A 26,510-nucleotide genomic window follows, 5' to 3' on the forward strand; every position below is an offset into this window, starting at 1 on the left:
GCCGTCTGTATCGCCGCCGCCGCGGCCGTCGCCCTGGCCGTCCCCGGACTGCGCCGGGCCACCCTGCCCAAGGCCCCCGGGGGCCACCATCCCCCGCCCACCACGTCGTCAGGGACGAATCATGAAGCGCAGCATCTACACCGAGGAGCACGAGGCGTTCCGGGCCGTGATCCGGGACTTCATCGCCAAGGAGGCCCGGCCCCACTTCGAACGCTGGGAGCGGGAGAACCTCGTCGACCGCGACTTCTACCGCAAGCTGGCCGAACTCGGGCTGATGGGCTTCGACATCCCCGAGGAGTACGGCGGCAGCGGCACCACCAGCTACAAGTACCAGGCCGTCATCACCGAGGAGTGCGCCCGTGCCGCGGTCTCCTTCGGCCACTACAACGTCTCCACCGGGATCGTCCTGCCCTATCTGCTCGACCTGGCCGACGACGACCAGAAGAAGCGCTGGCTGCCCGGGATCGCCTCGGGCGACCTGATGCTCTGTGTGGCGATGACCGAACCCGGGACCGGGTCCGATCTGGCGGGGATCCGGACCACCGCGAAGCTCTCCGACGACGGTACGCACTACGTCCTCAACGGCTCCAAGACCTTCATCACCGGGGCCCGCAACTCCGAACTGTGCGTGGTCGCCGCCCGTACCTCCCCCGCCACCCCAAAGGACCGCCGGCACGGGCTGAGTCTCTTCGTCGTTCCCACGGACTCGGAGGGCTTCGAGTACGGCCGCAAGCTGGAGAAGATCGGTCTGCGCTCCTCCGACACCTCCGAACTCTCCTTCACCGATGTCCGGGTGCCGGTGGAGAACCTCCTCGGCGAGCAGGACAAGGGCTTCTCCTACCTCGGCCGCAACCTGCCCCGCGAGCGGCTGTCGATCAGTGTCGGCGCGACCGCCAACGCCACCGCCGCGATCGCCTTCGCCAAGGAGTACGTCCAGGAGCGGAAGGTCTTCGGGCAGCCGGTGGCCGCCTTCCAGAACACCAAGTTCGTCCTGGCCGAGTGCGCGACCGAGGTCGCGGCCCTCCAGGCCATGGTCGACAAGGGCATCGAGTTCGACGACGCGGGCGAGCTGACGCCCGCCGACGCGGCGAAGATCAAGCTCTTCGCCACCGAGGTCGCGGGCCGGGTCATCGACAAATGCCTCCAGCTGCACGGCGGCTACGGCTACATGCTGGAGTACCCGATCGCCCGGCTCTACGCCGACACCCGGGTCAACCGGATCTACGGCGGCACCTCCGAGGTCATGAAGACCATCATCGCCAAGGACCTCGGGCTCTGACCTCCTCCCCTTCACCCGCCGCGCGTGGCCGCTCCCCCGAGCCGCCACGCGCGGCCGTCTTCCGGCCCTCCCCCGTCGAAGGAACCGCCGCCATGACCAGCACCACAGCTTCCGCGCCCGCGGGCCCGCTCGCGGGCGTCCGGGTGATCGAACTCGGCGGAATCGGCCCCGGGCCGTTCGCCGGGATGATCCTCGCCGACCTCGGCGCCGAGGTGATCCGGGTCGACCGGCCCGCCGAACACGGCCGCCCCTCGGGCCATCCGATCCTGCACCGGGGCCGCCGCTCCGTCACCGCCGACCTCAAGGACCCCCGGGGCGTCGATCTCGTCCTGCGGCTGGCCGACGGCGCCGACGCGCTGATCGAGGGCTTCCGGCCCGGGGTGACCGAACGCCTCGGCCTCGGGCCCGGTGTCTGTCTGCCGCGCAACCCCCGGCTGGTGTACGGGCGGATGACCGGCTGGGGCCAGGACGGTCCGCTCGCCCAGGCGCCGGGCCACGACATCAACTACATCGCCGTCGCGGGCGCCCTGGCCCAGGTCGGCCCGGCCGACGGGGACCCCGTCGTCCCGCTGAACCTCTTCGGCGACATGGGCGGCGGCGGGATGCTGCTCGCCCTCGGGATCGCCGCCGCCCTGTACTCGGCGAAGGTCACCGGCCGGGGCCAGGTGGTGGACGCGGCGATGACCGACGGCACCGCGATCCAGCTCGCCCTGCTCCAGGGGCTGTTGCGGACCGGCCGCTGGACCGAGGGCCGGGAGCGGAACCTCTTCGACGGGGCCGCGCCCTTCTACCGTACGTACCGCTGCGCCGACGGCGCCCATCTGGCGGTCGGCTGTGTGGAGCCGCAGTTCTGGGCCGAGACCCTGCGCGTCCTCGGCCTCACGGACGATCCGCTGTTCGCGAAGCAGCACGACCGCGCGGCCTGGCCGCGGATGGCCGCCCGGCTGGCGGAGCTGTTCGCCACCCGGCCCCGGGACGCGTGGGCCGCCGACTTCGAGGGGACCGAGAGCTGTGTGACACCGGTACTCGACTGGACCGAGGCCGCGCGGCATCCGCACAACGCCGCCCGGGGCACGTACCGGCTGACCGCCGACGGCCATCCCGAGCCGGGTACCGCGCCCCGGTTCCTGGGCACGCCGGCGGCCGAGCCGCGCCCGGCCGGACCGACCGGCGGCCAGACCGACGAGGTCCTGGCGGAGCTGGGGATCGGCGCGGGTGAGCTGGCGGAGCTGCGGGCCGGGGGCGTGGTCGGCTGACGAGTCGTCCGTACGGTCCGTACGGCTCGGGAAAGGGGGGTGGGGCACGCGGTCCGTGCCCCACCCCCCTTTCCCGAGACCCTTTCCGGTGGCTCCGGCCGTCAGGAGCGTCTGCCGGGGCGCAGCACCGTCTCCTGCACCACGGACGCCACCAGACCGCCGTCCCGGTCCCAGAACTCCCCGTGGACCAGCCCCCGGCCGTCGCCCGCCGACGGGCCCCGCTGGACCACCAGCAGCCACTCATCCGCCCGGAAGGGCCGGTGGAACCAGACGGCGTGGTCGAGGGAGGCCAGATACGACCGATAGCTGCCGGGGCCCTCGCGCAGCGGCCCGGGGGTCTCCACGTCGAGCGCCGCGACGGGCGCCAGCATCAGATCCGATGCGTAGGTGAGGGCGCACATATGCGCCAGGGGTTCGTCGGGCAGTCGCTCGACGGAGCGGATCCAGAGCCGCTGTTCGGTCTCCCCTTCGTGTCGGGCCCAGGTCACCGGGGCGACCCGGACGTCGAGGACCCGGCCGATTTCGAACCGCCCGAACCCCTCGGGGTCGCGCTCGGCCCAGTTGCGGAACGCGCTCGGCAACCCGTCGGGCGGGGTCGTCGGCGGCACGGCCGGGTGCCGTTCCGGGGTCTCCTCGGGCAGCTTGAACGAGGCGGAGAGGGTGAAGATCACCTCGCCGCCTTGGACGGCGGTCACCCGGCGGGACGTATAGCTGCGGCCGTCCCTGGGCCGTTCCACCTCGTAGACGATGGGCCGGGCGGGGTCCCCGCCGCGCAGGAAGTAGCCGTGCAGGGAGTGCACCCGTCGTTCGGCCGGTACGGTGCCGCCCGCGGCGGTCAGCGCCTGGGCCGCGACCTGTCCGCCGAAGGCGCGCCGGGGCAGACCCGCGTGGCACCACCCCCGGAACAGATCGCGGTCCAGCCGTTCCAGGGCGAGGAAGCCGGGGAGATGACCGGGGCCGGACGCGGGCGGGCCGGACGGCGGGGCGATCCGTTCGGCGGCGGGGCCGGAGGCGATGTCCATCCGGGTCAGAGGAGTTCGAGGATCGTGGCGTTGGCCATGCCGCCGCCCTCGCACATCGACTGGAGCCCGTAGCGGATGCCGTTGTCCCGCATATGGTGGACGAGGGTCGTCATCAGCCGGGCGCCGGAGCCGCCGATGGGGTGGCCGATCGCCATCGCGCCGCCGAGCGGGTTCATCGTGGCGTAGTCGGCGCCGGTCTCCCGCAGCCAGGCCAGGGTGACCGAGGCGAACGCCTCGTTGATCTCGAAGGCGCCGATGTCGCCGATCGAGAGACCGGCCTTCTTCAGGGCCTTGGCGGTGGCGGGGATCGGCCCCTTGAGCATGGTCACGGGATCGGTTCCGGCCAGGACCGCGGTATGGATCCGGGCCATCGGCGTCCAGCCGTGGGCGCGGGCGGTCTCGGAGGTGGTGACGAGCAGCGCCGCGGTGCCGTCGGAGACCTGGGAGGCGTTGCCCGCGGTGATCGTGCCGTCCGTGCCGAAGGCGGGCTCGAGCCCGGCCAGGGTCCCGAGGGTGGAGCCGCGGCGGATGCCCTCGTCGGTGTCGAAGATCCGCTCGGCGCCGTCGGGCCCCGTGACGGTGACCGGCGCGATCTGGCCGGTGAAGCGGCCCTCGTCGACGGCGCGGGCGGCGCGCTCGTGGGAGTCCAGGCCGTGCTGGTCCATCTCGGTCCTGGTGATGCCGTACTCGTCGGCTATCAGCTGGGCGCCCCTGCCCTGGTTGAACCGGACGCCGCCGTAGCGCCGCAGGACGTCGGGGCCGAAGGGTTCGCCGAAGCTGCCGTCGAGGCGGGTGGTGCCGAGCGGGATCCGGCTCATGATCTCCACACCACCGGCCACCGCGATGTCGTACTGGCCGCTGATCACCCCGGCGGCGGCCTGGTGGACGGCCTGCTGCGAGGAGCCGCACTGCCGGTCGACGGTGACGCCGGGCACCGACTCGGGCCAGTCGGCGGCGAGGACGGCGGCCCGGCCGACGCAGCCGGTCTGCATGCCGACGGCGCCCGCGCACCCCCAGATCACGTCGTCGACCTCGACCGGGTCGAGACCGGTCCGCCGGACCAGGGCGTTCAGTACGTGGGCCGAGAGGGAGGCCGAGTGCTGCCGCGCGAGCGACCCGTTCCGCTTGCCGACCGCGGTTCGCACCGCGTCCACGATGACTGCGTCACGCATGGGGGATCTCCTTGCCGATCGATCAGCCGTAGCGAATGTTTCCTCACACAAACTAACCATCGATCCTTCTTGACACCAGTAATGTTCACCTAAAAAGTGAATCCTACATAACCAACCATTGAGATAGCTCGGTGAGCGAAGGGCAGTGCGGCATGGGAACCATGGACGGCAGGGTCGCGATCGTCTCCGGCTCGGGGCGGGGCATCGGACGGGCCATCGCCCTCAAACTGGCGGGTGAGGGCGCCAAGGTCGTCGTCAACGACCTCGACGCGGCGCCCGCCGCCGAGACCGTCACCGCGATCGAGCGGGCGGGCGGGCAGGCGGTGGCCTGTGTCGGTTCGGTCACCGGCGAGGGCTTCGCCGAACGCTTCACGGGGACGGCCGTCGACACCTTCGGCGGCCTCGACATCGTCGTCAACAACGCCGGTTACACCTGGGACACCGTCATCCAGAAGATGACCGACGAGCAGTGGCACACCGTCCTCGACGTCCATCTGACCGCGTCGTTCACGATTCTGCGGGCGGCCCAGCCCTACTTCAGGGCCCATCCGGTGGACTACCACCGCAAGGTCGTCAACATCTCCTCGACCAGCGGCTACTACGGCAATCTCGGGCAGGTGAACTACGCCGCCGCCAAGGCGGGGCTGATCGGGCTGACCAAGACCCTGGCCAAGGAGTGGGGCCGCTACAAGGTCAATGTCAACGCCGTCGCCTTCGGCTTCGTCCTCACCCGGATGACCGAGGTCACCGCCGCCGACAACGCCACCCTCACCATCGACGGCCGGGAGATCAAGGTCGGTCTCAACCCGGAGAAGGCGGCGATGGCCTCCCGGATCATCCCACTGGGCCGCCCCGGCACCCCGGAGGAGGCCGCGGGCGCCGTCTACGCGCTCTGCCTCCCCGAGACCGACTACGTCTCCGGCCAGTGCCTGGTCGTCGACGGCGGCCGCGTCTGACCCGTACCGGACGGCCCGCGAACGACACCCGCCAGTTCGTCCCGTGAAGTTCACCCGTCAACCCGTCAAGGACAGCCCGTGAAGGACAGCCCGTGAAACGCACCCTCTACGCCCCGGAGCACGAAGCGTTCCGGAGCTCGATCCGGGCCTTCATCGCCCGGGAGGCCGTTCCGTACATCCACGAATGGGAGGCGGCCGGGCAGGTCCCCCGCTCGGTCTTCAAGGGCCTGGCGCGGCTCGGCGCCCTCGGCTTCGACATCCCCGAGGAGTACGGCGGCCTCGGGCCGACGAGCTACCGGTACCAGGCGGTGATCCACGAGGAGGTGGCCCTGGCCGGTGCCTCGATCGGCCACCACCACGTCAACACCGGGGTGGTGCTGCCGTATCTGCTGGGTCTGGCGAACGACGAGCAGCGGGCCCGCTGGCTGCCCGGCTGTGCCGCCGGGGACATTCTGCTGGCCATCGCCATGACCGAACCGGGAACCGGATCCGATCTGGCGGGCATCCGCACCACGGCCCGGCTCTCGGCGGACGGCGGGCACTACGTACTCAACGGCGCCAAGACCTTCATCACCGGCGGCGCGGTGGCCGATCTGGTCCTGGTGGTCTGCCGTACCTCACCGTACGATCCGGCGGACCGCCGGGCGGGGCTGACGATCCTCTGTGTGGAGTCCGCATCGCCCGGGTTCGCGGTCGGCCGGAAACTGGCCAAGATCGGCCGGCACAGCATGGACACCGCCGAACTCTCCTTCACCGACGTCCGGGTGCCGGTGGCGAACCGGCTCGGCGACGAGGGGCGGGCCTTCGGCCATCTCTCCCGGAATCTGCCGCGCGAACGGCTCTCCATCGGGGTGGCCGGGGTCGCCCAGGCGCGGGCCGCCCTCCGGTTCACCCGGGAGTACGTCACCGGGCGCCGGGTCTTCGGAACGCCCCTGGCCTCCCTCCAGAACACCCGGTTCGTGCTGGCCTCCTGCGAGGCCGAGTTCCGGGCGGCGGAGGCGCTGGCCGACCGGGGCGTCGAACTCGACGACGCCGGGGAGCTGACCGCCGCCGAGGCGGCCCGGATCAAGCTCTTCGGTACGGAGGTGGCGGGCCGGGTCGTGGACGCCTGCCTCCAGCTGCACGGCGGCTACGGGTATATGACGGAGTATCCGATCGCCCGCCTCTACGCGGACACCCGGGTGTCCCGGATCTACGGCGGTACCTCCGAGGTGATGAAGACGATCATCGCCAAGGACCTGGGGCTGTGAGCCGGTTCTGACCGCGCGGGGGAAGGCCGAAGGGGGGCAGTCTCGCGGTCGAAGGACCGCTCGTGGACCGGTGTCAGAGCCGTTCGAGTACGGTCGCGTTGGCCAGCCCGCCCGCCTCGCACATCGCCTGGAGCCCGTAGCGGATGCCGTGGTCGCGCATATGGTGGACCAGGGTCGTCATCAGCCGGGCGCCGGAGGCCCCCAGCGGATGGCCGAGCGCCATCGCGCCGCCGTGGGGGTTGAGCCGGGCGGGATCCGCGCCGGTCTCCCGGAGCCAGGCCGCCGGTACGGGCGCGAACGCCTCGTTGATCTCGTACGCCCCGATGTCGCCGATCGACAGGCCGGCCTTCTTCAGTGCCTCGGCGGTGGCCGGGATCGGTGCCAGCGCCATCGTCACCGGGTCGCCACCGGCGAGTACGGCCGTACGCACCCGGGCGAGCGGGCGCCAGCCGTGCCGGGCGGCGATCTCCGAGGTGGTGATCAGCAGGGCCGCCGCGCCGTCCGAGATCTGCGAGGAGTTGGCCGCGGTGATCACCCCGTCCTCCTTGAACGGGGTCTTCAGAGCGGCCAGCAGGGCCGTCGTGGAGCCGGTCCTGATCCCCTCGTCGGCGGTGACCAGCCGCTCCCCGCCGTCCCCGGCCCGGACGGCGACCGGGACGATCTGGTCGCGGAACCGCCCCTCGGCGGTCGCCCTCGCGGCCTTCTCGTGCGACGCCAGGGCTAGTTCGTCGAGCTCCGTCCGGCCGAAGCCGTACCGTTCGGCGATCAGTTCCGCGCCCCGGCCCTGGCTGAACTCCTCGACGCCGTAACGGCGCCGTACGGCGGGGCCGAAGGGGCGGCCGTACTCCACCGCGTTCCGCGCGGCGCCGATCGGGACCCGGCTCATCGACTCCACGCCACCCGCGACCACGATGTCGTACTGCCCCGCGATCACCAGACCGGCGGCAAAGTGCACCGCCTGCTGCGAGGAGCCGCAGGCCCGGTCCACCGTCACCCCGGGGACCTCCTCCGGCCAGCCCGCCGCCAGCACCGCGGACCGGCCGACATTGGACGCCTGCTCACCGATCTGGGTGACACAGCCCCAGACCACGTCGTCCACCAGGCCGGGTTCCAGTCCGGTCCGCCGGGCCAGCTCCGTCAGCACCAGGGCCGACAGATCCACCGGGTGGATCCCGGAGAGCGCTCCCGCGCGCTTGCCCACGGGGGTGCGTACGGCTTCGACGATCACCGCGTCACGCATGGTGTTCCGATCTCCTCGGGTCCGGTTTCCCGACGGCGGCGAATGCCGTCACTTCTCGGCGGCGGCAGCGACGGCGGCGAGTTTCACGGCGTCCCGCTCCGGGTCGATCAGCAGCAGTCCGACCACCCCGCCGATGATCAGCGCCACCCCGACCAGGGTGAAGCCGGTGGTGTATCCGGCGGCCTTGCTGGCCGCGTTCTCCACGATGCCGCCGAGCACCAGCGGGGCCAGGAAGCCGCCCAGACTGAAGACCGCCGTGATGACGGAGAGCACCACGCCGCGCTGCTCGACCGGGGCGACATCGCTGATGGCGGCGAAGGTGGCACCGTAACCGGCCGAGCCCATACAGGCGCTGAGCACCAGCAGGACCATATGCGGCACCCCCGCGTCCAGCGGCGCCCAGGCCAGGTGGAGCAGTCCGGAGGCGATCACCAGGGACGCCCCCAGCACACCCCGGGAGAGCCGGCTGCTGACCCCCCGCCGGGTCATGGCCCCGGAGGCGAAGCCGACGGCGATCACGGCGATCATGCCGCCGAGATAGGGCAGCGCCGTCAGATTCCCGGCGGTCTTGTCACCGTAGCCGAGCCCCTGCTCCAGATAGGGCTTGAGCCAGGTGACCTTGAGGGATGTGGAGGCGTAGGCGGCGAAGAACATCACGGTGATGCCGATCACCGAGCCGGTGGTGAGCGCCTTGCGCAGGGGGACCCGGCGGGGCAGGACGCCGGTGCCGCCGTGGCCGCGTACCGCGTCCTCGTCGCCCTCGCGGCCGACGACCAGCCAGATCAGGGTCACCACGGCACCGGCCACCGCCAGGGCGATGAACGCTGCGTGCCAGGAGTAGTCGCTGACGATCCAGGTGAGGGTCGGGGCGCCGATCACCGCGCCCACATTGGCCCCCGCGATCACCACCGAGCTGGGCAGGGCCCGCTTCTCGGGCGGGAACCAGCTATGGGCGATATGCATGGCGATGGCCGTGGTCGGCCCCTCGGCGAAGCCGAGGAGGACCCGCATCGCCACGATGGTGCCGAAGCCGACCTGCCACCCCATGGGCAGCAGGCTGAGCGACCAGATCACCATGATCACGAGCAGCAGGATCCAGGGGCGCATCCGGGTCATCAGCCAGCCGCCGAGGATGCCCCCGACGGCGAAGAGCGCGAAGAAACTGGCCTGGATGACGCCGAACCGGCTCTCGCCGATACCGAGGTCCTTCATGATCGCGGGCCCGGCGATATTGGTGACGATCTTGTCGGCGTAGTTCATCACCAGGACCAGAACCAGCGCCCAGACGACGAACCAGCCCCGGCGCTCGGCCGACCGGCTTGCCGATGTGCCGCGCCCCTCGGAACCGGGTTCGGCGGTGCGATCCACTTCGATGGTCATGGGTCTCCCTCGGAACAGGCGGGAAGGGGGCGGCACGGCAGGCCCGACGGCGCCACGGGCAGCCGTCCCCACCGACGACGCCCTCGCCTGAATGAAAGAGAAGCATCACATGTAGGTCAGAACAAGCCTTCTGACACGGGTTTATCCTTCGCCACCAACAAAATCGAGAGTTAGTTGATATTCACATCGCCGTTGTGGGCGCCCTCGGGGACGACTCCAGGACGAGCAAACGGGGAGTGCGTGGGAGTACGTCGGCTCCGGCGCGCCCGACCCCGGCCGGGCCGTCACCACGGCGACGGCGTGCCCGGACCCGGGGCCGTACGGCGGACACGCCGACCGCGGGGCGGCGGGACGGCAGCGGCGGAGGACGGACGGGAGACGTCGGCGCAGAGTGCCGCCCGGGAGGGCGGACGCCCGGCGGGCAAGACGGGCCGGGACGGGCGGCCGGGCGCTTCGCGCCCCGGCGCCACCGGGTCCGGTGTTCCGTACCTCGCGGGGAGGGAGTCGGCGGCTCGCCGCGCCGCCGGGAGCGGCGGGCCGCCGTCGGTTCAGCGCTGCTGGTCGAGCCAGGCTTCGAAGGTGGTCGGCGCGATCCGGGCGCCTCCGGCGGGCAGCAGGACGTCTCCGGCCATCGCGGGGCCGAAGATCCCGGACCAGGTGGGGACGAGCTTCACCGAACGGCCCCGGGCCCGGTGGGTGCGGCGGGCCATGTCGACCAGGTCGTGGGTGTCGGGCCCGGCCAGGTCCGGGTAGCGGCCCTTCGGTTCGCCCGCGGCGAGTTCCGCGAGTACGTCGGCGACATCGGCGGGGGCGACCGGCTGGACGAGCAGCGGGGCGATGGTGGCGACCCCGTCCCGTTCGCTCCAACCCGCCACCATCTCGGCGAAGTCGTGGAACTGGGTGGCGGGCACGATCGTCCACGGCACCGGCCCTTCGGCGACCAGCCGCTCCTGCTCCCGCTTGCCCGCGTAGTGCGCGTTGCCGTCCACCCGGGCCGCCGCCGCGATCGACAGCAGCACATGGTGCCGGACCCCGGCCCTCGCACCGGCGGCGAGCAGATTGCGGGTGGCTGTGCCCAGATACCCCACCGCCCCCTCCCGCTCACCGGGCGGGTTGTTGGTGGCGTCGACGACCGCTTCGACCCCGGTCAGCGCGGCGTCGAGCCCCTCGCCCGTCACCAGGTCGACACCGAGCGAGCGGCTGATCCCGACGACCTCGTGCCCGTTCCGGTCCAGCGCGGCAACGGTGAGCCTGCCGATGTTGCCGGTGGCCCCGGCCACGGCGATCCGCATGTGTTCCTCCTCCGGTTCGATCCGCGCACCCTATCGCCGGGGCCGTCGGCGGGCGGATATCACCGCCGTTCCGGGCCGGGTCCGGCCGGGACCGCCGCCGTCAGCCCCGGCCCGTGCCCGACGGCTCCTCACGGGCGTCGCGGAGCCCGGCGGGCCCGGCCGGGCTCCGGGCGCGGCCCGCGCGGTGGAAGAGGACGGAGCCGAGCAGGACCCCGGCGACCACCAGGGCCCCGCCCCACAGTTCGTGGAAGGTGGGGGTCCGGCCCGCCCACAGCAGGTTGAAGGCCGCGCCGAAGACCGCCTCCATGGCGATCACCGGACCCATGACGGCCGCGGGCAGCCGGCGGGAGGCGATGTTCCAGAACCAGGTGGCGCACCAGGAGCCCAGGACGGCGATCGCCGCGCACCAGAGCAGGAACGGGACGAACACGGCGGCGTCCGAGAACGGTGCCGGGCCGCCCGCGGTGGCCGCGACCGGTACCAGGACCAGCGATCCGGCGAAGGCGCCGAGGCCGATCAGCGCCGTCCACGTCGTACTGTCGACCGTCGTCCGGCGCCCGAGCAGCCGGTGGTTGACGATCACGAAGTACGACCACGCGGCGCTCGCCAGCACCCCGAGGGCCACCCCGGCGGCGGGTCCCGGGCCTCCCGTGCCGCCGCTCGGCGCGCCGCCGTTGACCAGCAGCAGCCCGGCGGAGGTCAGCAGGACGGGCACGGCGAGGGCGCGCCACGGCAGTACCCGTTCCAGCGCGTTGGAGACCACCGCCACCATCAGCGGGATCAGTCCGGTGAGGGTGGCGGCCAGGACGCTGCCACCCGCCTCGGCGGAGAGCGCCAGCAGCAGATAGAAGCCGATGTAGCCGACGACACCGAGGTGCAGGGCGGCCAGGACGGAGCGGCCGTCGAGCGCCCGGATCCGGTGGCGGCGGGTCAGCAGTACGGCCAGGGAGAGCACTCCGAAGACGGCGTAGCGGCCGACGACGAGGGCGTAGACGTTGACGGGGGCGACGGCGGCGGGGCCGAGGAAGGTGAAGCCCCAGAGCGCGGTGGCCGTGAGCGCGGCGGCGAGTCCCACGGCCGGGGTGCCCGGTGCCGTACGCGTCATCGGTACGTCCCTCCCCTCCGCTCCGCCCGCCGGTCCGGCGCGCCTCGGGGGGCCGCGTCCGGCGGGTACGCGCGCCGCTACGGCGCCCGGTACCCCTTTCCGGGGACATGATGCTCGTCCGGCCGGGGTACGGCCGGGATCCCACGCCGTCCGCGTTCCGGCCCGGTCATGGCGCGCCGTCCCGGACCGCCCGGTCGCCGAGCCGTCGTACCTGGTCGACGAGGAAGTCGAAGTCGGCGGGTTCGGAGCGGTGGTTGTGGTGGGCGACCCGGATGACGAACGCGCCCCGGATCCGGGTGTGGGAGGGCATCGCCAGGCCCCGGGTCTGGAGGCGGCCGAGGACGGTCCGGTTGATCCGGTCCAGTTCCCGGACGTCGGCGCCGGGCCGTACGTAGCGGAAGCAGACCACGTTGAGGTCGCCCCGGGACACCAGTTCCAGCCGGTCGTCGGCGTCGATCAGACGGGCCAGGTGCGCGGTCTGGGCGAGGTTCTCCGCGAGGGCCGCGGCGAAGGCGTCGGCGCCGTGCGTCTTGAGGGCGAACCAGACCTTGAGGGCGCGGAACCGGCGGGACTGTTCGACGCCCCGGTCGGAGAAGGCCACCGGATAGGCCGACGGGCCCTGTTCGGTGGGGGCGATGTAGTCGGCGCCGGAGCGGAACGCGGCCTCCAGGACGCCGGACTCCCGGGTCAGCAGACAGCTGACGTCGAACGGCATATAGAGCCATTTGTGCAGGTCGAGGACGAGGGAGTCGGCTTCGGCGAGTCCGGCCAGCAAGGGCCGGTGGGAGGGGACGAGCTGGGCGAAGGCGCCGAACGCGCCGTCGACGTGGAACCACATGCCCTCGCGCCGGGCCAGGGCGCCGAGTTGGTCGAGCGGGTCGACGGCGCCGGTGTTGACGGTGCCCGCGTTGCCCACGACGCAGAGCGGGCGCAGTCCCGCCGCCCGGTCGGCGCGGATGGTACGGCGCAGGGCGCCGATGTCGATCCGGTGGGCGTCGTCCACCGGGACGAGCCGGAGGAAGCGCCGTCCGATGCCGAGGAGTTCCACCGCCTTCTCCACGGAGTGGTGGGTCTCGACGGAGCCGTAGACGGTGTACTGGACGCCGCCGAGGACGGCGCCCTCACCGCGGACGTCGGCGGCGCCGCACGCCTGGCGGGCGGCGGCCAGTGCCGTGAGCTGCCCCATCGAGGCGCCGCTGGTGAGCACTCCGGAGCCGGTGGCGGGCCAGCCCATGGCCTGCTTCAGCCACTCCAGCACCTGTTCCTCGACCATCATGGCCGCGTTGCCGCCGGACCCCAGGGTGCAGTTGATCAGGGAGGCCAGCAGATCACCGAGGGCGGCGACGGGGACGCCCGAGCCGTTGGCCCAGCCCCAGAAGCGGGGGTGGATATTGCCCCGGGGGAACGGCAGGATCGTGTCCCGGAACTCGTCGTAGACCTCGTCCATGGGGCGGCCCGCGGTGGGCAGGGGGGTGGTGAAACCGGCCCGGACGGTGTCGGGAACCGGCTGCCAGACAGGCTGGTCGCGGATGGCCGCGAGGTGGTCGGCCAGCTCGTCGACGATACGTTTGCCCAGGGCGCGGAACTCGTCCCAGTCGGGGTCGAGCGGGGGGTCGGTGTGCATGGCGTCCTCGTCTCGCGGATGGGCCGCGCCGGGCGGCGGTCAGCGGCCGGCCAGGGGGGCCGCCGGGGTCGTCTCGGGGGCCCGGGGCGCGGGGGCGAAGGCGGTGAATCGCTCCGGGTGGTAGAGCCGGTGCATCGGGTGGCTCTCCCGGCGCAGCGACGCCAGGACGGCGCGGGCGACGGCGGGCGACTGGGCGAATCCGCCGGTGTTGTGGCCGCCGGTGACGACGAACAGGCCGCCGTCGGCGGTCGGTTCGGTGTGGTGGACGCCCAGGGACGTGGCGGTCCAGGGCCGTACGCAGTATTTGAAGGCGTAGCCGTCGTGGGGGTCGGCGGAGGTGTAGGGCGCCGCCCGGCCCGGGAAGAGCCGGTCGGCGGTGTCGAGGACGCCCCGGCGCAGGGCGCGCAGTTGGCGCGGGTCGGGTTCGGTTCCGGCGCCGGTGTAGCCGTAGCCGGATCCGACGACGAGGACGTCTCGTCCGGCGCCGTCGACGGCGAGGGTCACATTGGCATCCTCGGTGAGATGGCCGTGCCGTCCCACTTTGAGGGAGTGCCGTAGTACGGGGGTGTCGTTGCCGACCCGGGTCCAGCCGCCCAGGACGCCGTGGATCCGCCCCTCGCAGGGGGTGCGGGCCAGCAGGGTGTCGCCGGGGACGCCCGGGGAGACGACGAGATGGGCGCCGGGCGGGATCGGCAGGGGGCAGTCGAGTCCGGTGACGGTGCCGTCAGCGTCCCGCCGTACGCCCGCCACGGGGGTGTTCCAGTGGAAGCGGACTCCGTGTCCCCGCAGCCAGGCGGTGATCCGCCGGGTGAACTTGTGGACGTTGAGGGTGAAGCCGGGGACGAGGAAGCCGCCCGCGAGGGTGCCGTCGGCGAGGGGGCGGGCGAGGGCCGGGGTGTCGCGGGCGAGCCGGGCGGGGCCGGGTTCGGCGAGGACGGCGCCGATGGCGTGGTGGCGGGCGAGAGCGGCCCCGAGGTGGCCGGGGTCGGAGTACACCCGGAGGATGCCGTCGGCGAGGACGACGCCGTCGAAGAGTTCGGGCCGGTCGCGGCGGAGCCGGGTCCACTCCCCCGCGGCTTCGGCGCTGAGCGTGAAGACGTCCTCGTTGTAGGCGCGGGCCAGCCAGGACGGTACGCGTTCGAACTCGTCGATCCAGGCCCGTTCGGCGGCGGTCAGTCCGGCGGGCTCCCGGGCCAGCCAGCCGTGGTCCTCGATCAGTCTGCGGAAGTGCCCGGGCGGGCCGCCGTGGAAGTCCTGGTTGTTGTAGTTGTCCATCTCCGTGAAGGTGAACATCCGGGCGTCGTCCCCGGCGTGGGTGCAGCCGTACGCGTCCCAGCGGGCCCGTCCCGGGGCGGGTGAGCGGTCGATCACGGTCACCCGGTGGCCCGCCTCGACCAGGGTGATCGCGGTGATCAGATTGACGATCCCGGCGCCGACGAGGACGGTCTCCGGTAATCGCCGGCGGCCGGCGGGTCCGCCGGGGTCGGGCAGGGGGCGGGCGAGGGTGAAGCGCCGTTCGCAGCGGGCCAGGGCGGCGGCGAGCCCGTCGAGGCCGGAGCCGCCGCGGTACTCCTCGATGCCGCCGGTCCGGGCCGGTCCCGGGACTCGCGGCCCGGTCTCGTAGGCGAGGAACTTCACCCCGGGTACCTGCCGCTCCCAGTGGTCGAGCAGGGGTCCGGCGGGGCGCCGGGAGCCGATCAGTCCGGTCGCGCCGTGCCGGAGGAGGGCGGCCAGCAGCCGGTCGGCGGGGGCAGTATCCAGCTCCGGCGCGTGGACGACGTTCCCGGCCCGGGCGAAGTCGGTGGTGTCCAGGTCCGGTCGGGGGCTGGTGAGCAGAATCTCCATCTCGTGCGGTCCTGTTCTTGCGGTCGGTTCAGTTCCGGACGGTGCCGAAGGGGTGGGGGCGGTGGACCATGCGCAGCCGGGGGGACGCGCCGTCGCGGCCGGGTTCCATGGCGGCGCCGGTCCAGCCGTCGGCGAAGGCGCGGGCCAGTTCCGCGGTGGCGGCGAAGTCCACCACGCGCTCCGGTGCCGCGGGACCGGGCCCGTCCGCCGCCGGGGCGGCGCCGGTCGGTCCGGCGGCGGGGCCGAGGGGTCCGGTGGCGGGGGCGGCGCCGGGCGCGGGCCGGTAGAGCAGGAACCGCAGTCGGCCGCCGAATTTGCGGACCAGGTCCACGGGCCGGAATCCGGCCGCCATCAGGGTCCGTACCCCGTGCGGGTTCGCCGGTGCGCTGGTGGCGAGGAGGTGGCGGATATCGGTGTCCGCCAGGTCGGCGAGCGCCCGGGTGTTCATCAGCCCGGCCAGCCCGTGGCCGCGCCGTTCGGGCAGTACGGCGACGGTGTCCCAGTGGGCGACGTACCGGTGTTCGGCGGGGTCGATGGCGGTGTCCCGGGCCAGGTTGAACGGGCGGTCCCGGGGAAAGTAGACGATCCGGTACGCCACCGTACGGGCGCCGTGCCGTACCCCGTAGCAGCGTCCCCCGCCGCCGAGGCAGTAGGCGATGAACTCGGGGGTGCTGGTCTGGAGGATCGAGGGGTCGGCCAGGGCGCCGTGGACCCGCCGCTGGAGGTCGAGCAGGAGGGGGAGGTCACCGGGGCCGAGCCGGCGCACCTCGAAGGTCACCCCGTCTCCGTCACCGCCGCCGCCGTCACGAAGGCCGCGATCAGCGGATCGGGGTCCGGGCCGCCCGGGTCGGCGGGGAGTTCCGGATGCCACAGCACGCCGACGGTCCATCGGTGCCCCTCCGCTTCGACGGCCTCGGGCAGCAGATCGTCGGCGGTGGCCGTGACCCGCCAGCGCACATCGCCCGGCGACTGCTCCCCGAGGCCCTGGTGGTGGTACGAGGTCACCTTCACCGCGCGCTCCCGGTAGGCCGCGTGGACCCGGCTGTCCTCGGCGAGGGTGACGGAGTGCCGGACGGATTCGGTACGGGACGCGCGGTGGGCGACCAGTCCTCCGTTGACGTCGGGAATGTGCGGGATCAGGGAATTACCGGTCGCCGTATAGAGGATCTGGGCACCGCGGCAAATACCGAGAACCGGGATTCCGCGATCCATGGCATAACGGGCCAGTCGCAGCTCGAACACATCACGTCCGGGCTGGTAGGGATAATCGGCCTGCCGGTCCGGGCCCGTGCAGTGCGCCGGGTCGATGTCCTCGCCGCCGGTGAGCAACAGCCCGTCCAGGGTGGCGAGATAGGGTTCACAGAGCGCGATTTCCGTACCCGGGACGACGAGCGGCATTCCGCCGGAGCGTATCACCTGGTCGACATATCCCCGGTGAATACAGTGGCTGAGCTGTTCCCGGCGAAAGCGGGCGGTGATGCCGATACGGGGGGTCATGACGGGCGGCCCGGGCGGCGACGGATATCCGCCGGGCCGGGACAGGAGTGGTAATGATCCGTTTGAGCTGCGTGCATGAGCCTGGCTCCCCACATGACACGGATGTGTGACGCACGGCCGTCCGATGGACGGTCGCGCCCGGCGAGGGAACGGAAATACCGCGGCGAACGGCACGCTAACGGAAGCCGGTGACGGCGCGCAAGGGCGGTCGACAAGGAAAGCCGCAAGGTCTTACCATATGGCTCGCGTTGATTGTCGAAAACGTCTCGATGCACAGATCTTGCGACAATCCGCCGATAGGTCAATGGAATTGTATGACGATTCCATTGCTTCACCTCTTCTCGTTGACAAGTCGCCGACGCGGCCACCGGCATCGGGTATGCCGAGGTCGTTCATCGAGATGACCGGCCGGGGCTTGTCGATCCATTCCACGGTGTGAACCCGGCGCCCGCTCTCCGCCGCACGCCACCGGGCGCCGCTCCGCCGTACCAGCGTTGCCCATTCGATCCGAACAGGTCAGCGTCACCCCGTTCTTCGGGGTGGTCGCGGCGATCGTCTTCCTCGAGGAGTCCGTCACCGTCCGGCAGTTCGTCGGGGCGGCTCTGATCATCGGGGGGATCTTCCTCTTCACCGAGGACGATCTCGACGAGTGAGCGGCGGCGGGCCGGAAGCCGTACGGGATCCCGGACGGCACCGGCCTCAGCGCCCGACCGGCGACCCGTGACCCGCGACCGGCGACCGGCGACCGGCGGTCAGGCTCCGGCTCTGCGGGTACGGAAGGCCCGCTGACGGCAGGCCGCGGAGCAGTACACCCGGGGCCGCCCGGCGCGCGGTCCGGTGGGCAGAGCCCAGCCACAGGCCCGGCAGACCGGGGGTGTTGCGTCACTCTCCCCCGCCCCGTCACCCGTTTCGTCACATGACTCCCGGTGTCCCGTACGGCCGGTTTCCCGGCTCGCCGGGGACATTCCGGTACCCGCCGCGCGTGCCGCGGCGACGACGTCCTCGTGCGGCAGTCTGCCCCGCGGGGTGTGGGCCCGGACCTCCCACTCCAGATAGGGGCAGTCGGTCATGTCGTCGTCCTCGCACCGCAGCAGATGGGTCATATAGGTACGGGCGGTCCGCAGTTCGGCCAGCTCCCGGTCGAGCCGGGAGATCTGGTCGGTGACCGCCCGGCGCCAGGTGTCGGGGCCGTCGTTCCCGGCGACCACGGAGACGGCGCTGCCGAGTGGCATCCGCCCCAGGACGCAGCAGAGGTAGGCGAGACCCACCCGGCGCAGCTCGCGCTCGCCGTACCGCCTGCGGCCACCGGTACGCGGCGGCGGGGGCAGTACCCCGGTCCGCTCCCACCAGCGGAGGGTCGCGGGTGACAGCCCGAACAGGGCCGCCGCCTCGCCGATGTCGACACGGTGCTCGTCCATGGGCCCAGTTGACATCATGTCCACCGCAACAAGCAAGGTGAGCCTAACCTTACCCGCTTGCCAGAGAACGTAGGTGCGATGAACGGAACGACGGCGCCGGCCCACCCCGCCCGCGGGGTACTCCCCGTCCTCGGGGCCCTCTATCTGGTCGCCTACATCGGCTTCTCGTTCTTCTGTCTCACCCTGGGCACGATCCTGCTGACCCGGGGTGTGTCGATGGGCACCGTCGCCCTGGTCAATCTGCTGGGGCTGGTGTACGCGGCCCGGTTCCTGGCCGCGCCGTTGGTGGACCGGGTCCGGCCGTCCCGGGCGGGCCGCTACCGCGGCGTGCTGATCTCCACCCAGCTGGCGCTGGTGGCGATTCTGCTGGCGCTCGCGCCGCTGGACCCGGTCGGCGATCTGCCCTGGGTACTGGTTCTGACGGTGCTGGTGATGCTGGTGTCGATGGTCCATGACACGGCCCTCGCCGGTTTCACCGTACGTCTGGTGCCCCCGGGGGCGTACGGCACCGCCAACGGCGTCCAGATGGCCGCCGCGTCCCTCTCCATCCTGATCGGCTCCAGCGGCGCCCTGCTGCTGTACGCCCATGCCGGGTGGACGGCCGCCCTGGTCTGTCTGGCCCTGGTGTACGCCGTACCGCTGGCCGTCCTGGCCCGGGTGGCGGAACCGGCCGCCCCCGGGACCCCGGACGCTCCCGGAGCGCCCGCCGGGGACTCGGGGTTCCGGGCACTGCTGGACTATCTCCGGCGTCCGCGTACCCGCTGGTGGGCCCTGGCGGTCATTCCGGCCTTCGCCGCCGGGGGCTGGCTGGTGTCGGGCCCGCAGTCGGCGATGCTGCTGGAGGCCGGCTGGCCGACCGACCGGATCGCCCTGGTCCAGTCGGTGGGATACGGAGTGCAGACGGTCGCGGCGCTGGTCACGGGGGCGGCGCTGACCCGGTTCGGGGTCAGCCGCTGCGCACCGGTCCTGGCCGTCGCGGGGACCGTCGGCACCGCCGCCCTGCTGCCGCCGGCCCTCGGGCACGCCCCGCTCGGGCCCACGGCGCTGGTCCTGATCGCCACGGGGGTGGTGTACGGGGCGAAGGTCACCCTGATCTCGGCGGTGTCGATGCGGCTGGCCCGGCCGGGGTCGGCGGCCGGGGACTACACCCTGCCGCTCTGTGTCGAGGGCGTCTTCATCACGGCCGTCAACGCGGCGGGGCTGGCGCTGGCCGCCAGGGCCGGTTTCGTCTGGCCGGTACTCCTGGCGGTCGTGGTCGCGGCTGCGGCGTTGCTGGTCCCCGGCTGGCTGCGGCGGAACCTCGCACCGGGTGAGGACGGCCCGGAGCCCCGGGCCGTGGCCGGAACCGTACCCTGTGCCGGACGCCGGGCCCCGCTGCGGGCGGGACGGCCCGTCAGTCCCCGCCACAGCCACCGCAGTCGCCGCAGCTGAGGTCGCCACCGCCGTCGCCGGAATCCTCGTTCGCGCCTCCCCTCCCCCGGCCGGACCCGTGGCCGTCGGGCCCGGGTACGAACCAGAGCAGTACGGCCACGACGGCACCGCCCACGGCCCCCACCCACCACAGCGCCGATACCGAGAAGTCATGGCCCAGTACGGCCGCCACGAAGTCGTCGAGCACCACCGCGGTGATCCACCCGCCTCCGGCCCCGCCGATGAGGGAGATGGCGATCCGGTCGCCGACGGTCTCTGCCACGGCTCCCCCTTCGAACCCGGTCGGGCGCGACGAGTGTCCCGCCGGGCGGGGGTGCCGTCGAGACGGCGGAGTGGCCGGAACGCGCCGGATTTCCGGCGGGCGTTCGGGGAAAAGATCTTCGAGTCCGGATCATTCCTCCGACCGAACGCGCACCGCGCACGCCTCAGAGCACGTCCTTCCCGGCCGTATCGTGACCGAAAGGCTCCCTCTCCCTTGCGCGCACAGAAGTCCACCGCCGCCCGCGAGCCCGCCCCCAATCTGTTCGACCGGTTTCCCGCACTTCAGCGGGGCCTCGACCGGCTGGACAACAGACCCTTCGCCCAGGGGCTGCTGCTCTGGGCCTCGGGCTTGGTCAAACCGGTCTTCCTCGACCATATGATCACCCCGGAGCCCCGGGCCGAACTCGCCCCCGTACGCACCCTGCTGGAGCGGGGGCGGGAGGATTACGCGGATCGGCTGACCCGCTTCCTCGACCACGAGGACCTGCTGGCCCGGATTCCCGTCCAGGGCCTGGAGTACGGCTCCGACCCCTTCTGGGGCAATACCTGGCTACCGCCGCTGGACGCCCTCTCCCTCTACGGGCTGCTCGCCGAGGTGAAACCGGCCCGGTATCTGGAGATCGGCTCCGGCAACTCCACCATGTTCGCCCGGCGCGCCGTCGACGATCTCGGGCTCGCCACCCGGATCGTCTCGATCGACCCCACCCCCCGGGCGCCGATCGACGCGATCTGCGACGAGGTGATCCGGGTTCCGCTCCAGGAGGCGGATCCCGCCGTCTTCGAGGCGCTGGAGCCGGGTGACATCGTCTTCCTCGACGGTTCGCACCGGCTGCACATGGGCTCGGACGTGATGGTCTTCTTCTTCGAGCTGCTGCCCCGGCTCAAGCCGGGCGTGCTGGTCCAGGTGCACGACATCATGCTGCCCGCGGACTATCCCGAGTCGTGGCGGTGGCGGCTGTACTCGGAGCAGTATCTGCTGGCGGCGCTGCTGACGGCGGCCCCGCAGCGGTTCGACGTCGTCCTGCCGAACGCCTTCGTCCACGGCGATCCCGAACTCCGCGAACTGCTGCGCCCGCTGTGGCGGCGGCTCGGTGTCACCCGGCACGACCGGCCCGCCTCGTTCTGGTGGCGGCACCAGGGCTGAACCGTCCGGCCACCGGCCCGCCGCACACTCCGCGGGCCGGTGGCCGGTGGTCCCACCGGGCGGGGCGGGTCAGCCGCGTCCGGCGATCCGCCAGTGCCGGGCCCGCTCGTACCGGCCGCTGAGCCGGGCGAAGGTGCCGCCCGTCCGGGCCAGTTCCCCGGGGGTGCCGTACTCGGTGACCCGACCGCCGTCGAGCGAGACCACGTAGTCCGCCGCGGCGAGGGTCGCGGGCCGGTGGGCGATCACGATCACCGTACGGTCCGGGTCCTTGCCGAGGTTGGCGACGGCCTGGGCCACCGCCGCCTCGTTCTCCGGGTCGAGCGCCGAACTCGCCTCGTCGACCAGGACGATACGGGCCCGCTTCAGGATCGCGCGGGCGATCGCGACGCGCTGCCGCTCACCGCCCGACAGCTGGGCCCCGGCCTCGCCGACCCGGGTCAGCCGGCCGTCCGGCAGGCGTTCGATCACCTCGTCCAGCCGGGCCGCCCGGGCGGCGGCGGTCAGCTCCGCCTCGGTCGCGTCCGGCGCGGCCAGCCGGAGGTTGTTCTCGATGGTGTCGTCGAAGAGGTAGACGTCCTGGAAGACGATGGCGATCTCGTCCAGCAGGGTGGCCGGGTCGAGTTCGCGGACGTCGGTACCGCCGACCCGGACCGTCCCGGAGCCGACGTCGAAGAAGCGGGCGATCAGCCGGGTGACCGTCGTCTTGCCGGAACCCGAAGGACCCACCAAGGCGGTCGTGGTGCCCGGCCTACAGTGCAGGGACACCCCGGTCAGGGCGGCGGTGTCGCCGCCCGGATAGGTGAAGCCGACATCCCTGAACTCGACGTCCGCGGTGTCGATCCGGCGGACCGGGGCGGCCGGGGCGGGCAGGGCGGGGGTGGCCAGCAGCTCCTCGATCCGGGCGATCTTGTTGGTCATCGCGCGCAGGGCGCCGATCAGGTCGATCAGATGGCCCAGCGGCTCCAGGAAGCGGGCGGCCAGCACCAGCAGGGCGATCCCTTCGGCGATACCGACCCGGTCGCCGAGCATCAGGGCGGCGGCGAGGGCGAGGACGGTGACGAACCCCGCCATGATCACACCGGTGTAGACGAAGAACGGGCGCCGGGCCCGCCGCATGCCCTCGCGGTAGGTCTCGCGGTGGTCCACGAGGGCGGCCCGCATCCGGGGGGTGCCGTCGGCGTGGCCCGCGGCCCGGAGCACGGTCTGGGCCTGGCCGAGTTCGATGGCCCGGCCCGCGACCTGGGCCGCCGCCCGTTCGAGTTCGGTCTCGGCCTCTTCGGCGATCCGCCCGGCCCGTCGCAGCGCCCGGAGGGCGACCAGGGCGATCACGCAGAGCAGCAGCGCCATCCGCCAGTCCACGACCAGGGTCACGGCGACGACCGTCGCGGGCAGCAGGGTGGCGGTGATCGCGGGTCCGGCGACGGTGACCGCGAGATGGGCGGCGTCGCCGACGTCGGCGGTCACGGCCCGGGCGAGCCGGGCCTTGTGCTCGGCGGTGAACCAGCCCAGCGGCAGGGTGCTGACATGGCGCATCAGCCTGCGGCGGAGCTGGGCCGCGAGGGATCCGGCGGCGGCGAAGCCGACCGGGGTGGCGACGACGCTGAGGACGGCGTAGCAGAGCGCGCCGACGGCGCCGAGCACCAGCCAGGGGGTGGCCGCGCCGAGGTCGGGCTCGGGGCGGACGACGGCGTCGAGGACCGGGACGAGCAGACCGAGCAGCAGTCCCTGGAGTACGGCCTGGGCGGCGGTCAGCAGCCAGAGGCGGCCGAGGAGCCGGGGGTCGGGCCAGAGCCGGTAGAGCCTGCGGATCATACGAGTGCTCCTTCCTGCGCGGCCCACATCCGGGCGTAGAGCCCGTCGCGGGCGAGCAGTTCCTCGTGGCGGCCCCGTTCGGCCAGCCGTCCCCGGTCGAGGACGAGGATCTGGTCGGCCCCGGCGACGGTGTGCAGCCGGTGGGCGATCACGATCACGGTCTTGCCGACGGCGAGGGTGGCGAGGGCGCTCTGGACGGCGGACTCGCTGTCGGGGTCGAGGGCGGCGGTGGCCTCGTCGAGTACGACGACGGGCGCCTCGGAGAGGATGGCGCGGGCGATGGTCAGCCGCTGGCGTTCGCCGCCGGACAGGGCGCCGCCGCCCGCGTCGAGCGGGGTGTCGTAGCCGTCGGGCAGTCGTTCGATCACCTCGTGGATGTGGGCGGCTTCCGCGGCCCGGCGGACGGCGGCGTCGTCGGCGCCGGGGCGGCCGATCCGGATGTTCTCGGCCACGCTGTCCCGGAGCAGGGCGACGTCCTGGAAGACCAGCGACATGGACGCCAGCAGTTCGGCGGAGGGGATCGAGCGGACGTCCGTACCGCCGATCCGGACCGCTCCGCCGGTGGTGTCGTAGAACCGGGGCAGCAGGCTCGCCAGGGTCGTCTTGCCCGCGCCGGACGGTCCGACGATCGCGGTGACGGTTCCGGGCGGGCAGACCGCGTCGATCTCCTCCAGCGCGTTGGTGACACCGTCGTAGGAGAAGGTGACCCGGTCGAACTCGACGCCGTGTCCGGCGGGGCGCCGCGGCTCGGCGGGTTCGGGCAGCGGTGGCTGGGCCAGCAGCCGTTCGATGTTGGTGGCGCCCATCCGGCCCTTGCGGACCCCCTGGGAGGCGCTGACGGCCGGGAGGATCGAGTTGGGCAGCCCGATCGCGACGACCAGGAAGGCGACGAGTTCGGCGACGGCGAGCGTGCCGCCGTCGACGAAGACGAGTCCGGCGGTGGTGACGGCGGCGAGGACCGCCATCTCGGAGCCGCAGAGCCGGGAGACGGCCGAGCTGTAGCGGACCTCGGCGACCCAAGCGGCGAAGGCCCCGGCGTACTCGTCGACCGCGTCGTCGTAGCGGCGCAGTACCCGCCCGCCGGTGCCGAAGGTCTTCACGACCTGGATGCCGTCGGCGTATTCGACGCTCGCGGCGCTGATCCGGCCCTCGGCGGCGATCAGCCGGTTCATATGGGTCGTCATGGAGCGCATCGAGATCCGGTAGAAGACCCCCATCAGGGCCAGGACGCCGAGGGCGATCAGCGCCATCCGGACGTCCACCAGGAGGAGATAGCCGGTGGCGACGACGGTGACGGTCAGGGCGCCGGTGAGCTGGCCCAGGGCGTGGGCGATGACCTCGTGCATCTCCTCCAGGTCGCCGGTCATGGCCCGCTTGACCCGGCCGGAGCCGGAGGCCCGGAACCAGCCGAGGGGCAGCGAGCCGAGATGGCGGACGATCCGGACCCGCAGATCGTGCAGGATCGCCGCGTCCGCGTAGTGCCCGATCCGGGCGGACTGGACGAGCATCAGCAGCCAGAGGGCCGCGCCCGCGGCGCCGACGCCGACCCAGGTCCACACGGCCCGGTCGGCGCCCGCCGGGTCGTCGAGGACAGCCGCCGCGATCTCCGCGACGGCGATGTACGGCACGATGCCCGCCGCGGCACCCAGGGCCGAGAGGAGCGCGCAGATCACGAGGTGGGTCCGGACCGGGGCGAGCAGCCGTGCCAGGGCGCCGGTTCCCGCGAGTCCGGCCTGCGGGTCCGCGTCGGGGGCGGTTCCCGGCGGGGCGGCCGTCCGTGCGTTGGTGGTGGTGCTCATGCCCATGGTCCTCCGGGACGTCGTCGGTGCCGGGCGGCCCGGCCCGGCTCCCCGGGGCCGCGTCGGCGGTCCCGGCCGGAGGCATCCGGTCCGGCCCGGCCTCGCGTTCCATCCTGGTTCTTGAAGGAAACGTGATGTCAAAGGCGGGCTGGGGCGGGGTTGTCGCCCGCCCCGGTGGTGTCGCCCGGCGAACCCGCGGACGCGGTCCCGGCGGCCGGTGTGATGAAACCGGTTCCCCCGGTGATGAAACGTGGCGGCCCCGGCCCCGCGGCGCCCCGGCGGCAGCCACCGTTTTTCCGATGCTCACCCACCGAAGATTCCGCTTTTACCGCCCGGCCGGGGGCCGGAGGATGGCGGTGAGTCCGGTCAACGGGGAGGAAACCATGTCAGAAGCCGTCTCCCCGGATCTGCTGCCGCTGACCGCGCAGGACGGCCCCGACGGGCTGTCCGTCGGCGGGGTCTCCCTCGTGGAGCTGGGGCGCAGGTTCGGGACGCCGTTGTTCGTCTACGACGAGGAGCATCTGCGGCGGCGGTGCCGGGAGGCGGTCGCCGCCTTCGGCCCCGGCCTGGTCGCCTACGCCTCCAAGGCGTTCCTGTGCACCGCGATGGCCCGGCTCGCGCACGAGGAGGGGCTGCTGCTCGACGTCGCCTCCGGCGGTGAGCTGCGGGTGGCCCTGAACGCGGGCGTGCCGGGCGACCGGATCGTCCTGCACGGCAACAACAAGGACGACGGCGAGCTGCTGGCCGCGGTCCGGGCCGGGGTACGGCATGTCGTGGTGGACAACTTCGACGAGATGGACCGGATCGAGCGGCTCGCCACCGTCCACGGGCTCGCCCCGGTCCCGGTGGTGCTGCGGGTGGCGCCCGGGGTCGCCGCGGGCGGCCACCAGGCGATCCGTACCGGCGGTACGGACTCCAAGTTCGGCTTCGGGCTGGCGACGGGTGCCGCCGCGGCGGCCGTCCGGCGGGCCCGGTCGTCCGGGGCGATGGCGCTGGAGGGTGTCCACGCCCATGTCGGTTCCCAGGTACTGGACGCCGGGCGGCTCGCGGACGGCGCGGCGACCATCGCCCGGTTCGCCGTCGAGTCGGGGGTGGCCGGGCTGACCGTGGGCGGTGGGCTGGGTGTGGCGTACGAGGGGGGCGAGCGGGTGCCCTCGTTCGCGGAGTGGGCCACCGGGGTCCGTACGGCCGTCCGGGACGCGGGCTGGACCGGGCCGTTCGTGGTCGAACCCGGCCGGTCGGTCACGGCCCGGGCCGGGCTGACCCTCTACCGGGTGGGCACCATCAAGCACATCGAGGGCGTCCGGACCTATGTCGGGGTCGACGGCGGGATGAGCGACAACATCCGCCCCGCCCTCTACGGCGGCCGGTACGAGGCGTTCCTGCCCCGCGCCCCGTTCGCGGACCGCCCGCTGCGGGCCCGGCTGGTGGGCAAGCACTGCGAGAGCGGCGACATCCTCGTCGACGACGCGGCGCTCCCCGCCGATCTGGCGGTCTCCGATCTGCTGGCGACCCCGGTGACCGGGGCGTACGGCTATGCCATGGCGTCCAACTACAACAAGCTGCCCCGCCCGGCGGTGGTCTTCGTCCGCGACGGCGGTGCCCGGCTGGTGGTCCGCCGCGAGACCGAGGACGACCTGCTGCGCCTTGATGTGCCCGGCCCCGGTGAGAGGCCGGGGGCGGCGGGGGTGGCACAGGTCACCGCGCGTCGGCTGACTACGGCCTAA

General features: G+C 72.7%; 22 protein-coding genes. 8 read left to right on the forward strand and 14 right to left on the reverse strand.

Translation table 11 applies throughout. The features are described from left to right. The first annotated feature begins 121 nt into the window (after positions 1–121). Positions 122–1,279, forward strand: a complete 1,158-nt coding sequence (locus AB0G74_RS28095) for an acyl-CoA dehydrogenase family protein (RefSeq protein ID WP_361151593.1) — start codon at positions 122–124, stop codon at positions 1,277–1,279. 92 nt (positions 1,280–1,371) lie between these two features. Beyond that, complete coding sequence (locus AB0G74_RS28100) at positions 1,372–2,535, forward strand: CaiB/BaiF CoA-transferase family protein (protein ID WP_361151595.1); 1,164 nt, start codon at positions 1,372–1,374, stop codon at positions 2,533–2,535. Between the two features lie 101 nt (positions 2,536–2,636). On the opposite strand, the gene AB0G74_RS28105 is transcribed toward AB0G74_RS28100, so the two are convergent. Both AB0G74_RS28105 and AB0G74_RS28110 read right to left on the reverse strand, forming a co-directional pair. Then, entirely contained in the window at positions 2,637–3,557 is a 921-nt protein-coding gene (locus tag AB0G74_RS28105; protein ID WP_361151598.1) for an acyl-CoA thioesterase II, read from the reverse strand. A gap of 5 nt (positions 3,558–3,562) precedes the next feature. Next, positions 3,563–4,729, reverse strand: a complete 1,167-nt coding sequence (locus AB0G74_RS28110) for a thiolase family protein (protein ID WP_361151600.1) — start codon at positions 4,727–4,729, stop codon at positions 3,563–3,565. Between the two features lie 131 nt (positions 4,730–4,860). Between AB0G74_RS28110 and AB0G74_RS28115 the strand changes: the two genes are divergently transcribed. Together AB0G74_RS28115 and AB0G74_RS28120 are read left to right on the forward strand one after the other, a co-directional pair. After that, positions 4,861–5,685: an SDR family oxidoreductase gene (locus AB0G74_RS28115; protein ID WP_361151603.1), complete on the forward strand. Its 825-nt coding sequence runs from the start codon at positions 4,861–4,863 to the stop codon at positions 5,683–5,685. A gap of 92 nt (positions 5,686–5,777) precedes the next feature. Beyond that, the gene (locus tag AB0G74_RS28120) at positions 5,778–6,935 is read left to right on the forward strand and encodes an acyl-CoA dehydrogenase family protein (protein ID WP_361151606.1); all 1,158 of its coding nucleotides are present in this window, start codon (positions 5,778–5,780) and stop codon (positions 6,933–6,935) included. A 73-nt stretch (positions 6,936–7,008) separates the two neighbouring features. On the opposite strand, the gene AB0G74_RS28125 is transcribed toward AB0G74_RS28120, so the two are convergent. The 8 genes from AB0G74_RS28125 to AB0G74_RS28160 form a co-directional block, all read right to left on the reverse strand. After that, entirely contained in the window at positions 7,009–8,175 is a 1,167-nt protein-coding gene (locus AB0G74_RS28125; protein WP_361151609.1) for an acetyl-CoA C-acyltransferase, read from the reverse strand. 48 nt (positions 8,176–8,223) lie between these two features. Continuing rightward, the gene (locus AB0G74_RS28130; RefSeq protein WP_361151612.1) at positions 8,224–9,555 is read right to left on the reverse strand and encodes an MFS transporter; all 1,332 of its coding nucleotides are present in this window, start codon (positions 9,553–9,555) and stop codon (positions 8,224–8,226) included. Between the two features lie 548 nt (positions 9,556–10,103). Beyond that, positions 10,104–10,847: an NAD(P)H-binding protein gene (locus AB0G74_RS28135; protein WP_361151615.1), complete on the reverse strand. Its 744-nt coding sequence runs from the start codon at positions 10,845–10,847 to the stop codon at positions 10,104–10,106. A gap of 100 nt (positions 10,848–10,947) precedes the next feature. Beyond that, entirely contained in the window at positions 10,948–11,952 is a 1,005-nt protein-coding gene (locus AB0G74_RS28140) for a DMT family transporter (protein ID WP_361151618.1), read from the reverse strand. 166 nt (positions 11,953–12,118) lie between these two features. Further along, positions 12,119–13,576: a pyridoxal-dependent decarboxylase gene (locus tag AB0G74_RS28145; RefSeq protein WP_361151621.1), complete on the reverse strand. Its 1,458-nt coding sequence runs from the start codon at positions 13,574–13,576 to the stop codon at positions 12,119–12,121. 39 nt (positions 13,577–13,615) lie between these two features. Then, positions 13,616–15,421, reverse strand: coding sequence for an FAD-dependent oxidoreductase (locus AB0G74_RS28150; protein WP_361151624.1), 1,806 nt, complete (start codon positions 15,419–15,421; stop codon positions 13,616–13,618). Between the two features lie 28 nt (positions 15,422–15,449). Then, positions 15,450–16,199: an N-acetyltransferase gene (locus tag AB0G74_RS28155; RefSeq protein ID WP_361151627.1), complete on the reverse strand. Its 750-nt coding sequence runs from the start codon at positions 16,197–16,199 to the stop codon at positions 15,450–15,452. Beyond that, the gene (locus AB0G74_RS28160) at positions 16,196–16,918 is read right to left on the reverse strand and encodes a gamma-glutamyl-gamma-aminobutyrate hydrolase family protein (RefSeq protein WP_361151630.1); all 723 of its coding nucleotides are present in this window, start codon (positions 16,916–16,918) and stop codon (positions 16,196–16,198) included. Before AB0G74_RS28160 ends, AB0G74_RS28155 begins: the two co-directional genes overlap by 4 nt. Before the next feature lie 494 nt (positions 16,919–17,412). Here AB0G74_RS28160 and AB0G74_RS28165 point away from each other — a divergent pair, with 494 nt between their 5' ends. After that, positions 17,413–17,571: an EamA family transporter gene (locus AB0G74_RS28165; protein ID WP_361151633.1), complete on the forward strand. Its 159-nt coding sequence runs from the start codon at positions 17,413–17,415 to the stop codon at positions 17,569–17,571. A 99-nt stretch (positions 17,572–17,670) separates the two neighbouring features. Here the strand turns inward: AB0G74_RS28165 and AB0G74_RS28170 are convergent, their stop codons facing one another. Beyond that, positions 17,671–18,336, reverse strand: a complete 666-nt coding sequence (locus AB0G74_RS28170; protein WP_361151636.1) for a MerR family DNA-binding transcriptional regulator — start codon at positions 18,334–18,336, stop codon at positions 17,671–17,673. Between the two features lie 78 nt (positions 18,337–18,414). Between AB0G74_RS28170 and AB0G74_RS28175 the strand changes: the two genes are divergently transcribed. Then, a complete protein-coding gene (locus AB0G74_RS28175) occupies positions 18,415–19,767 on the forward strand; it encodes an MFS transporter (protein ID WP_361151639.1) in 1,353 nt (450 codons plus the stop codon). On the opposite strand, the gene AB0G74_RS28180 is transcribed toward AB0G74_RS28175, so the two are convergent. After that, complete coding sequence (locus tag AB0G74_RS28180; RefSeq protein ID WP_361151642.1) at positions 19,730–20,029, reverse strand: hypothetical protein; 300 nt, start codon at positions 20,027–20,029, stop codon at positions 19,730–19,732. The genes AB0G74_RS28175 and AB0G74_RS28180 overlap by 38 nt on opposite strands. Before the next feature lie 213 nt (positions 20,030–20,242). On the opposite strand from AB0G74_RS28180, the gene AB0G74_RS28185 reads away from it, so the two are divergent. Beyond that, positions 20,243–21,172 (forward strand): class I SAM-dependent methyltransferase, encoded by a 930-nt coding sequence (locus tag AB0G74_RS28185; protein ID WP_361151645.1) that lies wholly within the window; start codon positions 20,243–20,245, stop codon positions 21,170–21,172. Positions 21,173–21,241: 69 nt separating this feature from the next. On the opposite strand, the gene AB0G74_RS28190 is transcribed toward AB0G74_RS28185, so the two are convergent. Further along, on the reverse strand, positions 21,242–22,984 hold the full coding sequence (locus AB0G74_RS28190; protein WP_361151648.1) for an ABC transporter ATP-binding protein: 1,743 nt from the start codon (positions 22,982–22,984) through the stop codon (positions 21,242–21,244). Continuing rightward, the gene (locus AB0G74_RS28195; RefSeq protein ID WP_361151651.1) at positions 22,981–24,783 is read right to left on the reverse strand and encodes an ABC transporter ATP-binding protein; all 1,803 of its coding nucleotides are present in this window, start codon (positions 24,781–24,783) and stop codon (positions 22,981–22,983) included. The genes AB0G74_RS28190 and AB0G74_RS28195 overlap by 4 nt, the downstream gene beginning before the upstream one ends. Before the next feature lie 383 nt (positions 24,784–25,166). Between AB0G74_RS28195 and lysA the strand changes: the two genes are divergently transcribed. Further along, complete coding sequence (gene lysA / locus AB0G74_RS28200) at positions 25,167–26,510, forward strand: diaminopimelate decarboxylase (RefSeq protein WP_361151654.1); 1,344 nt, start codon at positions 25,167–25,169, stop codon at positions 26,508–26,510.

Origin of the sequence: Streptomyces sp. NPDC020875 (assembly GCF_040641415.1) — a bacterium.
GTDB lineage: Bacteria > Actinomycetota > Actinomycetes > Streptomycetales > Streptomycetaceae > Streptomyces.